The following is a 10,475-nucleotide window of genomic DNA, read 5'->3' on the forward strand; positions in this document are numbered from 1 at the left end:
TAGGCTTTGTTAAAATAGCTATTTAACTTAATATTATGCTTTTAAATAATTCATAATCTTCTAAAAATATAGCATAAATATAACTACCATAGTATGTATTATTAGAATAAACTATATTAAAATGTTTAATACTAATTTACAAGATTTATTTAAAGTTTACTTTAAAAAATTATTTCTTTTATAAGTTTTAAAGTACCTGTTTTAAACTTATATATTATACCTTTAAAATAGTTTTATATTGAATGTTAAATAAAGCTTTTTAACATATCCTTAAAGTTAGAAAACTTATTAATTTTTGTTCCAGATGTATTATCTAATTCAAAATATACACCTAGTTTTATATCATATACATACCAACTAGTATTATTTTCTCCTAAAAATATATATCTTTTTTGATGTTCATTTTCATAAAATATTGTATTAAACTCTATTAACCCATTTATATGATTATTCGTTTTAATACTTAATAAATCTTTATCAATGCCATATATAATAAAACCATTAAATTCTATTCCATTAAGGTTTTTTAAAAAATCTAAATAATCGTTAGGTAAAATTACACTAAAAATTTTTTCAAAAATATCTAAAAATAATTTCAAATCTTTTTCCTATACACCATCATTTATTTTATCTCCATATTTATCCATTTCTTTTATTAATAAATCAATTTCTTTTATATACACTTTACATTCTCCAAAAAATTTTCTAGGTATATTTTACAATTAAAAATTGTCCAGTTTATAATTATGATTTTTCTAAACTTTAAGTTTTTTGCTAACATATTTTAATATTCTCTAATTTTTCTCCATCTTTTATTTGCAATTATTTCACTTGATTTAGTATACTATTTAATTATATTTTAACACAATATTTTAATAAAGAAAATATTTATTTTATTCACGATTTAATAAACCTTATCCAAGCCCTTATCTCTCTTCCTGTTAGTTTATTTCCTAAAATATAAACTTCTATCACATAATTTTCACTTGAGCGTTTTATTATATTAAAACTATATATTATTTATTAAATGCAATTAAGCCTTTCTAATATGCCATAATATCTTTTTAGACATTTATATATAGTTTTTCTACTTATTTTATATCTTATCGAAGCTTTTATAACTCCATTTTTTATTGCATATTTAATAAAACGCCCTAGATAATACTTTATTTGTGGCAACATATATATTTTCTCCTTTTTGGTATTTCTTTTTTGTTAAATCTACTATACCACAAGGGAAAATCTTTTTTATTCTTTTTTGTTACCTATGTATTATACCTCAAGAAATTTTTTAAAAAAATTGTTAAATATCTATTGACAATATTTATAATATATATTATAATAACTAATGTCTTAAGGAACATTAGATAAGCAATAGGCCCAGATAGCTCAGTCGGTAGAGCAGAGGACTGAAAATCCTCGTGTCGGCGGTTCGATTCCGTCTCTGGGCATATGCGGGTGTGGTTCAATGGTAGAACATCAGCCTTCCAAGCTGAGGACGTGGGTTCGATTCCCATCACCCGCTTTATCTAAAGTTATCTTTTGCGCGAGTGGCTCAGTGGTAGAGCATCGCCTTGCCAAGGCGAGGGTCGCGGGTTCGAATCCCGTCTCGCGCTTTTATGCGGGTGTGGTTCAATGGTAGAACATCAGCCTTCCAAGCTGAGGACGTGGGTTCGATTCCCATCACCCGCTTTTATAAATGAAAAAAAAGAAGTAATAAATTATTATTACTTCTTTTTTTTCATTTATAAATAATTATTAAAAATTTATAAAAAATTTTCTTATATATAAATAGAAAAACATCTCTTATTACAAATATCTATAATAAGAGATGTTTAAAATGACTAGTAATTATCCTAACAAAAATATAACATATACAATATATTTTTAAACTTTTATATTTAATTTATTTTGCTTAATATAAATATCTTTAAACCTTCTTCCAAAGAATATTTTGGTTTCCAGGTAGGAAGTATTTCTACATCAGAATATGGTAACATTATTGTTCTTTTTCTATAATGCAAAGCTCCATAATTAACATTAACTTTTTTATTTGAAACTTTTTCATATAACTTAACTAACTCTCTAATACTTACTCTGTTTTCAGATTTTAATGAATACTTTTTGTTTATCAAACCATTGTTTAATAACATTTCTATCCCTATTAAGTACGCATTAATAACATCATCTATATATGTTAAGTCTAGCACTTGATATCCTTCAGACATATTTAAAATATCATTACTTAAAGAATATCTATAGATTAAATTCAATATTTTATTTCTAGTATCATTAGGGCCATAAGTATCAAATAATTCTATTGTTACATAGGATATATTATAATCCTCATTATAAAATTGTAACATATCTTCAAAAGTTTTTTTCATTGCAGCATATAAACATGAAGGATTATAATGTTCATTTTTATAATGCATAAAATATGTAGAAGTATTTAATATTTTATTACAATTAGAATATCTCATAGCTTCCAATATATGCATTGCAAATTTTAAATCACTATCTATTATACAATCTAAAGTATCTTTAGTATGCTCAATTATGCTAGAAGCTGCTAAATGAATAACTAAATCAAAATCATTACTGTTAAAATACTTTATTAAATTATCAATATTATTGTCATATATAAAAATATCTAATTTATCTAAAATATTCTTTATATTATTATAATTAGATATCTCCCTTGTTATTATAGACACATTATATCCCAAATCAACTAATCTATTACATAAATTAGACCCAATAAATCCTGTTCCACCTGTTACTAAAATTTTAGCCATATTAAAATACCAACTTTTTATAAATTATTATTTTTTATCGTCGTATAATTTAAACTATCTATTGCTAAATGTAGTTTCTATTTGTTTTAATGTATTATTAAGCTTTTCGGCGTGTATCATAACATCACCTTCTTTTACCTTTGTAAAAAATTCTCTATCATTTTCATCTAAGTTTTTTAATACTTCCATATGTCTATCTTTTAAAACTCTAAGCCCTAACTTAGCCTCTACAAGCTCTGCTAATAAACATACTGCATTATAGTTAAAGCTTTCATCTGTTAAATGATATTCCTTTCTATCTAATGTTCTAATAGTAATTCTATAAGTTCCTGTAGCTTTTTCATTAGTTGTTTTTTGAACAGCCATAGGGTTATTACTAACTCCAAAATGTTTTATTGCATGAGGAAATATAGTTTTATATACATTACCTGTTGCAACCTGACGAACAACTTTACAAATTAACATAATATCTACTCCTTTTTAATATACATAAATTTATTATACTCTATTTATTAAAAACTTACAATAATTTGTTTATACTTTTAATATTATAAAATATTAAAACACAATAGTTTCTATATTATTTATAGCATTTTCTATTAATCCATCTAAATTAGGTATACTTTTTTCTATGTTTTCAATAATACTCTTTTTAGGCTTAGTTTCTGGGTGCTTTGCTACAAATATAGTACAACAATCTTCATAAGGCCTAATAGATATATCAAAAGTACCAAGTTTTCTTGCTATATCTATTATTTCTTGCTTATCCATACTACAAAGAGGTCTAAAAACTGGTAAATCTTTAACTGCAGAGCTTATTGCCTCTATAGCTTGCATTGTTTGACTAGCAACTTGCCCTATACTATCTCCTGTAACAAGACCATTTGAGTTGTTCTTTATAGCTATTATTTCTGCAATTTTAAACATTACTCTTTTTAAAATAATAGTCATTTTTTCTGGTGGTACACTTTCATATATTTTTAACTGAGCCTCTGTAAAAGGTACTATATGAAGTTTTATTTCTCCAGTAAATATAGATAACTGCTCTGCCAAATCTATAACTTTTTGTTTAGCTCTATCTGATGTATAAGGAGGGCTATGAAAATATACAGCTTCAATACAAACACCTCTTTTAGCCATCATAAAAGCTGCAACAGGGCTATCTATACCACCTGATAATAAAACAGTTGCTTTGCCAGATGTACCTATTGGTAATCCTCCAAATCCTTTAATAAGCTTACTATAAATATATACATAGTTTCTTATTTCTACCATTAATGTAACATCTGGGTTTCTAACATCAACAGATATATTATCCATATTATTAAAAATATAACCACCTACATCTGTTGATATTTCTCTAGAATCCATAGGATATTGCTTATCAGAACGTTTAGTTTCTACTTTAAATGTATATTTTTCATCATTACAATACTCTTTCATATGTAAAAGTGCTTTTTCTCTTATATTTTCTATACTGCTATCGCTAAGCTTTACAGCTGGACATACTGCTGTTATACCTAAAATATTAACAACTAATGGTATAACCTTATCATAGTCAAAAAAGTTACTTTCTTCTTTACTTTCTATTAAAACCCTTCCTTGCTCTTTAGATACATAATAATTTCCCACTTTTTCTAAATTTTTAGATATAGTTTTTAAAAGAGCATTTTCTATTAAGTATCTATTTTTACCTCTAAGAGCAATTTCACCATATTTAGCTAATAAAACATTTTGCATAACATTCTCCCATTATCTTTTTGTATAAATTCTAAGCATAGGTATAATATCTAAAATAGTATTATTAAATATTTTAGCTTCTTCTAATGTGTTGTCAAATGAAAAACTAACTCTTATTGTAGAACCTAAATTATTTTCATTTACATAATATATTGTAGATAAATCTTTTTTATTTTTTGAGCTACAAGCAGAGCCAGTAGAAACAAAAATCCCTTTATCCTCTAATGAGTGTAATAAAACTTCTCCTTTAACATCTTTAAAACTAAGACTTAGTATATATGGTATTCCATTTTCCTCGTCACCATTAATACACATATCTTTTATTTTATCTTTTAAAGATATTATCTCTTTTCTTATTTTAGACGTTTTTTCAAAATTTTCATTTAAATTTTTATATGCTATTTCACTAGCCTTATAAAGCCCTATTATTCCTTCACTATTTATTGTACCAGAGCGAAGTCCTTTTTGTTGTCCTGCTCCAAAAATAATGTTATTAAGCCTTACACCATTTTTCACATATAAAAATCCTATACCTTTTTGTGAATGTATTTTATGTCCACTAACACTCATTAAATCTATATATTTTACATTTATTTTTAGCTTACCAAATGCTTGCACTGCATCTGTATGAAAAATAGTATTTTTATTTTTTTCTTTTATTTTTTTTCCTATTTCATCAATATTTTGTATAGTTCCTATTTCGTTATTAACATACATAATACTAACAAAAATTGTATTATCATCTATTTCATTTATAAGATTATCAATATTTATATACCCTTTATTATCTACATCTAGGTAGCAAACTTCAAAACCACGGTTTTCTAGCTCATTAAAACATTTTAAAACAGATGGATGTTCTATTTTTGTAGTTATTATTTTATTTCCATATTTTTTATAGGCATCACAAACACCAAAAATGGCAATATTATTAGCTTCTGTGCCACCTGATGTAAAATATATTTCATCTTCTTTTCCACCTATAATATTTGCTATACCCTTTTTAGCACTTATTATTTTTTGTTCCGTTTCATAACCTAATCTATGTAAAGATGAAGCATTTGCAAAATTATTTTCCATAGTATCTAATACCGCTTTTAAAACTTCATCTCCTATTTTAGTTGTTGCCGAGTTATCAAAATAAATCATACTATACCTCCAGTTCATAAAGTAAAATAGCCGTTGTTATAAACCCTGCTGTTTCTGTTCTAAGTATTCTTTTACCTAAAGTTATAGGAGTAATATCGTTTTTTATAGCAATCTCTATTTCTTTTTCACTAAATCCACCTTCTGGTCCTATAAAAACTCCTATACTTTTACCTTTAAATGTATTTATTATATTTTTTATACCATTTTTTTGTTCTTTTTCATAAGGTATAATATTTAAATTATTTTTACTAGCTTGTTTAATAGCATCATTAAAACTAATAATAGGCTGTACAGTAGGTATTTTACCACGTCTAGACTGTTTAGCAGCTGCTTCTGATATTTTGTTCCATCTAGTTATCTTTTTATCTTCTTTCCCAGATAATTTTACAATAACCCTATCTGTAACAACAGGTACAATTTCATCTACACCAAGTTCTACACACTTTTGTATAATAAGCTCCATTTTTTCAGATTTAGGTAACCCTTGATAAAGAGTTATTTTAATATCTGGCTCACTTTCATTAGAAAAAAAGTCTATTATTTTAGCAACTACTATGTTTTTAGATATTTCTTCTATTTTACAAACATAGTCATATCCATCTCCAGATGATACCTCTATTTTCTCTCCTATTTTACAACGAAGTGCATTTATAATGTGATTAGCATTTTCCCCATCTATAAAAACTTTATCATCTTTTATTAAATCACTAGAAATAAAAAATTTAGACATACACACACTCTTTTCATACTATTTTTTTATTTTTGATACAACACAAACCCATTCATCTTTTGTTATAGTGTCAATAGGCTCAAGTCCATTTTCATTTAATGCCCTGTATACATCTTCTAATCTATCTTTTATAATACCACTAGCTATAAAAACACCATCATCTTTTAACTGATTTGGTACAACTGGAGATATAAGGCATATAACATCTGCTATTATGTTAGCTAGTACTATATCATATTTTTTATGCCCTATTTCATCTTTTAAATCTTCGTCTGTAACAACATTTCCTGATGTAACATAATATTTATCTTTACCTATTCCATTTAGTTCTGCATTATCATAAGCCACTTTTACAGCATTTTGGTCTATATCAACAGCAAAAGCATTTTTTGCACCCAGCAAAAGTGATATTATAGAGAGTATACCACTGCCACAGCCTAAATCTAAAACAACACTTTCCTTGTTTACATATTTTTCAAGATTTGTTATACAAAGCTGTGTTGTTTGATGAAGCCCTGTTCCAAAAACGTGCCCTGGATTAATATTAAATACTACCCTATTTTCTATATTTTCTATTTCTTCCCAAACTGGTTTTATAAGTATTTTTTCACCAAGAGTAAAAGGTTTATAAAACTCTTTCCATTTATTAAGCCAATCTTCATCGTTTAAATTTGCTGTTGTTTCTATATCTAGTCTACCTAAATCTAAGCCTATCTCATTTTCCATAGTTTTTAATCTTTTTATAGCTTCTTTTACATTTAATAAAATTTCATTGCCATAAGGATTATCACTAACATATATTTTTAATTTTGTTTCTTCTTTTTCCTTATTTAAAAGTTCTTCATCTACATAATCCCAATACATAGAGCTTTCTGCTAAGTATTCTTTAAGCTCGTCATAGTCTTCTACCTGTATACCTGTTATGCCAGTTTCTAATAGTACTGCACTAACAGGTTCTATACCTTCTCTTGTAGTGTATATTTTAGCTTCTATCCATTCCATTTATGTTTCCTCCAAGCCTTTATTTTCATATATTATAACATATTTACTATGCTAAAACAATTGTGATTTTAATTATTAAATACATTAATTACTTGTACAATACAAAAGAAAAATGATATATGTTAATACAAATAAAGTGTTACCGTAAAAATCTTATTATGTATACAATAAAAATGTTGTTACACAGTCTTAAATAAAATGCAAAATAATATCCTAAAATGTAAACCATATGTTACAATTTACAATATATAAAAATAATAATTATAAATTTTCTAAAATATCAAAAAATGTAGGAAAAGATATTTTAATACAATTATAGTTATTTAAAATAATAGGCTCTTTACATATTAAAGATGCAACTGCTATACACATAGCTATTCTATGGTCATTGTAACTTTCACATTTATTAGCAATAAAATTTTTATTACCTTCTATAATCATACCATCATCAGTTTCTATAATATTAGCACCTATTTTATTAAGCTCCGTTGATATAGTTTTTATCCTATTACTTTCCTTAAATTTTAGCTCTGAAGCATCTTTTACTATACTAGTTCCATCTGCCAAAGATGCTACCAATGCAAATAATGGTATTTCATCTATCATACGTGGTATAATCTCTCCAGATATATTGTATGCTTTTAAATATGATGATTTAACCTCTATATCACATACTTTTTCTCCATTTATATACCTAACATTTAAAAATTTAATATTTGCCCCCATTTTTAATAAAACTTCTAAAAATCCTGTTCTAGTAGGATTTATACCAACATTTTCTATAACAATATGTGAGTTTTTAGTAATTAAAGCACCTACAATAATAAAACAAGCAGAGGATATATCTCCACATATTTCTATATTTTGAGAACTTAATTTACTAATAGGCTTACTTTCAATAATATTTCCGTTTATGTTAATATCTGCACCAAAGTATTTTAACATTATTTCACTATGATTTCTAGATTTAAACTTTTCCGTTACTACAGTTTTGCTACTTGCATAAAGACTAGCTAAGAGTATAGATGATTTTACTTGTGCACTAGCAATAGGCATATTATATTCTACACCATTTAATGATGTTCCTTGTATATGTAAAGGAGCAAAACATTCATTACTATTTATATTAGCCCCCATTAAAGAAAGTGGCTCTATTATCCTTTTCATAGGTCTTTTTACAATAGAGCTATCCCCCGTTATTGTACAAGAAAAATTTTGTGCTGATAATATACCCGATATAAGGCGTATAGTTGTGCCACTATTACCTACATAAAGTGCTTCTTTTGGTTTTTTAAATCCATATAATCCATTCCCATATACTTCTATTATGTCATCTTTTTCTGTAATATTTATACCTAAATCTTTAAAGCATTTTATTGTAGATATACAATCTTCTCCTTTTAAAAAACCTTTAATAGTTGTAACACCTTCAGCTAATGCTCCAAGTATAATAGCTCTATGAGATATGGATTTATCTCCTAAAACTGTTGTTTTTCCATTTAAATTTTTATTATATATTAATTTTTTTTCCATTTTTCCCCTCTACTTTTAAATCAATTTTTTTGAATACTTTATAAAAAATTAATCTAAATAAAAAGTATATATAAAGAAAACATAAACTCTTTATATATACTATAAATTAAAAATTATTCTATTTGTCCTACTGCCCTTTTATTAGATAATACTAACTTTAACATAATAGGTGTTAGCAATGTAGTTAATATTACTACAATAACTACTGCTGGAAAAAGTGTTTCATCTAATAATCCTGCTTTAGCTCCTTTTTGTGCAACAATAAGAGAAACTTCCCCTCTAGCTACCATACCAGTACCAATAGCTAAAGCAGTAAAGCTACTAAATTTGCATAATTTAGCACCTATAAAACACCCTACTATTTTTGTTAAAATAGACACAACTAAAAGCACTAACGCAAATAATATTATTCCTACTGTTATCCCTTGAATATTAGTTTTTATACCTATACTTGCAAAAAATATAGGAGAGAATATCAAGTAAGATAATATAGTTACCTTTCTTGCTATATAATCTCTAACACCTATATTGCAAAGAATTATACCTGCAAAATATGCTCCTGTTAAATCTGCTATACCAAAAAACTTTTCTGATATGTAAGCAAGTATAAAACAAGATGCTAAAGAGTATATAGAAGACCTTCTTTTTCCATCTTGTTTTTCTATAGCCCCTTTTAATTTGTGTGTAACCCAGTATAATACTCCTATAAATATAAAGAATAACAATATTTTTATAAATACACTAGAAGGCTTAACGTTAGTATCTGTAATGCTTATTATAACTGTAAGTATAATAATACCTATAATATCATCTATAATAGCAGCACCCAAAATAGTTGTCCCCATTTTTCCTTTTAACTTGCCCATTTCTCTTAGTGCTTCTATGGCAATAGTAACAGATGTAGATGTAATAATAACACCCATAAACACCGATTTTAGCATAAACATTGGGTCCACATTTGCATTATCTTTATAGAATAAATAATATACTATAGCTCCTCCAGCTAAAGATACAATAATTTCTATTATTGCTATAATAACAGATGCTATACCTGTCTTTTTAACTTCTTCCAAGTCTGTATCTAGCCCTGCTAAAAACATAAGCAATATAACGCCAATCTCTGCTGTTTGCACAACAAAATGAGTTTCGGTTAAAACACCTAAAACTGATGGACCTAATATAATACCAGCTAACAATGCACCTACTACTTGTGGCATATGAACTTTTTCTGATACTAATCCAAAAAATTTAGTTGATAGCAAAATAATTGCTATAATTAATAAAAAATCATATTCCATTTTTCGCACCTCTTATAATTTATTTTATACATTAGCCTTATTCTATATTTTTAACACATTTCAAAATAAATTTCAATACATTTTTTAACATTATATTTAATAAATTTATTGTAATTAAATTTTATTGGTAGATTTTACATAATAATGTACTAAAATCTATTTTAATATTATAATATTTATACATTTTAATTTTTTATAAAGAAATATAGGAAAATAATATAGAAA

Annotated in this window: 10 protein-coding genes and 4 tRNA genes; 4 read left to right on the forward strand and 10 right to left on the reverse strand. The window is 25.9% G+C overall.

Annotated elements, in window-relative coordinates; all coding sequences use genetic code 11:
* Positions 1-245: 245 nt before the first annotated feature.
* Positions 246-599, reverse strand: coding sequence for a YrhA family protein (locus R5Z65_RS08690; RefSeq protein WP_317368578.1), 354 nt, complete (start codon positions 597-599; stop codon positions 246-248).
* A gap of 424 nt (positions 600-1,023) precedes the next feature.
* Positions 1,024-1,182, reverse strand: coding sequence for a hypothetical protein (locus R5Z65_RS08695; RefSeq protein WP_317368579.1), 159 nt, complete (start codon positions 1,180-1,182; stop codon positions 1,024-1,026).
* Between the two features lie 196 nt (positions 1,183-1,378).
* Here R5Z65_RS08695 and R5Z65_RS08700 point away from each other — a divergent pair.
* The 4 genes from R5Z65_RS08700 to R5Z65_RS08715 all read left to right on the forward strand — a co-directional run bounded on the left by R5Z65_RS08700 (position 1,379) and on the right by R5Z65_RS08715 (position 1,692).
* Positions 1,379-1,451, forward strand: a tRNA-Phe gene (locus R5Z65_RS08700).
* Positions 1,452-1,454: 3 nt separating this feature from the next.
* Positions 1,455-1,525 (forward strand) — tRNA-Gly (locus R5Z65_RS08705).
* Between the two features lie 19 nt (positions 1,526-1,544).
* A tRNA-Gly gene (locus R5Z65_RS08710) sits at positions 1,545-1,616 on the forward strand.
* 5 nt (positions 1,617-1,621) lie between these two features.
* Positions 1,622-1,692: transfer RNA gene (locus R5Z65_RS08715), tRNA-Gly, on the forward strand.
* Between the two features lie 209 nt (positions 1,693-1,901).
* On the opposite strand, the gene R5Z65_RS08720 is transcribed toward R5Z65_RS08715, so the two are convergent.
* The 8 genes from R5Z65_RS08720 to R5Z65_RS08755 all read right to left on the reverse strand — a co-directional run bounded on the left by R5Z65_RS08720 (position 1,902) and on the right by R5Z65_RS08755 (position 10,250).
* The gene (locus tag R5Z65_RS08720; RefSeq protein WP_317368580.1) at positions 1,902-2,798 is read right to left on the reverse strand and encodes an NAD-dependent epimerase/dehydratase family protein; all 897 of its coding nucleotides are present in this window, start codon (positions 2,796-2,798) and stop codon (positions 1,902-1,904) included.
* Between the two features lie 54 nt (positions 2,799-2,852).
* On the reverse strand, positions 2,853-3,263 hold the full coding sequence (locus R5Z65_RS08725; RefSeq protein ID WP_317368581.1) for a hypothetical protein: 411 nt from the start codon (positions 3,261-3,263) through the stop codon (positions 2,853-2,855).
* Between the two features lie 93 nt (positions 3,264-3,356).
* Positions 3,357-4,538, reverse strand: coding sequence for a tRNA uracil 4-sulfurtransferase ThiI (gene thiI, locus R5Z65_RS08730; RefSeq protein ID WP_317368582.1), 1,182 nt, complete (start codon positions 4,536-4,538; stop codon positions 3,357-3,359).
* Positions 4,539-4,550: 12 nt separating this feature from the next.
* Positions 4,551-5,687 carry a cysteine desulfurase family protein gene (locus R5Z65_RS08735; protein WP_317368583.1) on the reverse strand — a complete coding sequence of 379 codons (1,137 nt, stop codon included), beginning with the start codon at positions 5,685-5,687 and terminating at the stop codon, positions 4,551-4,553.
* 1 nt (position 5,688) lies between these two features.
* Positions 5,689-6,417, reverse strand: a complete 729-nt coding sequence (locus R5Z65_RS08740) for a 16S rRNA (uracil(1498)-N(3))-methyltransferase (protein WP_317368584.1) — start codon at positions 6,415-6,417, stop codon at positions 5,689-5,691.
* An 18-nt stretch (positions 6,418-6,435) separates the two neighbouring features.
* Positions 6,436-7,419 (reverse strand): 50S ribosomal protein L11 methyltransferase, encoded by a 984-nt coding sequence (prmA, locus tag R5Z65_RS08745; protein ID WP_317368585.1) that lies wholly within the window; start codon positions 7,417-7,419, stop codon positions 6,436-6,438.
* Between the two features lie 261 nt (positions 7,420-7,680).
* Entirely contained in the window at positions 7,681-8,952 is a 1,272-nt protein-coding gene (aroA, locus tag R5Z65_RS08750) for a 3-phosphoshikimate 1-carboxyvinyltransferase (RefSeq protein WP_317368586.1), read from the reverse strand.
* A 113-nt stretch (positions 8,953-9,065) separates the two neighbouring features.
* On the reverse strand, positions 9,066-10,250 hold the full coding sequence (locus R5Z65_RS08755) for a cation:proton antiporter (protein WP_317368587.1): 1,185 nt from the start codon (positions 10,248-10,250) through the stop codon (positions 9,066-9,068).
* Positions 10,251-10,475 lie beyond the last annotated feature (225 nt).

The organism is uncultured Tyzzerella sp., assembly GCF_963558545.1.
Taxonomy (GTDB): Bacteria; Bacillota; Clostridia; order Lachnospirales; family CAG-274; genus Tyzzerella.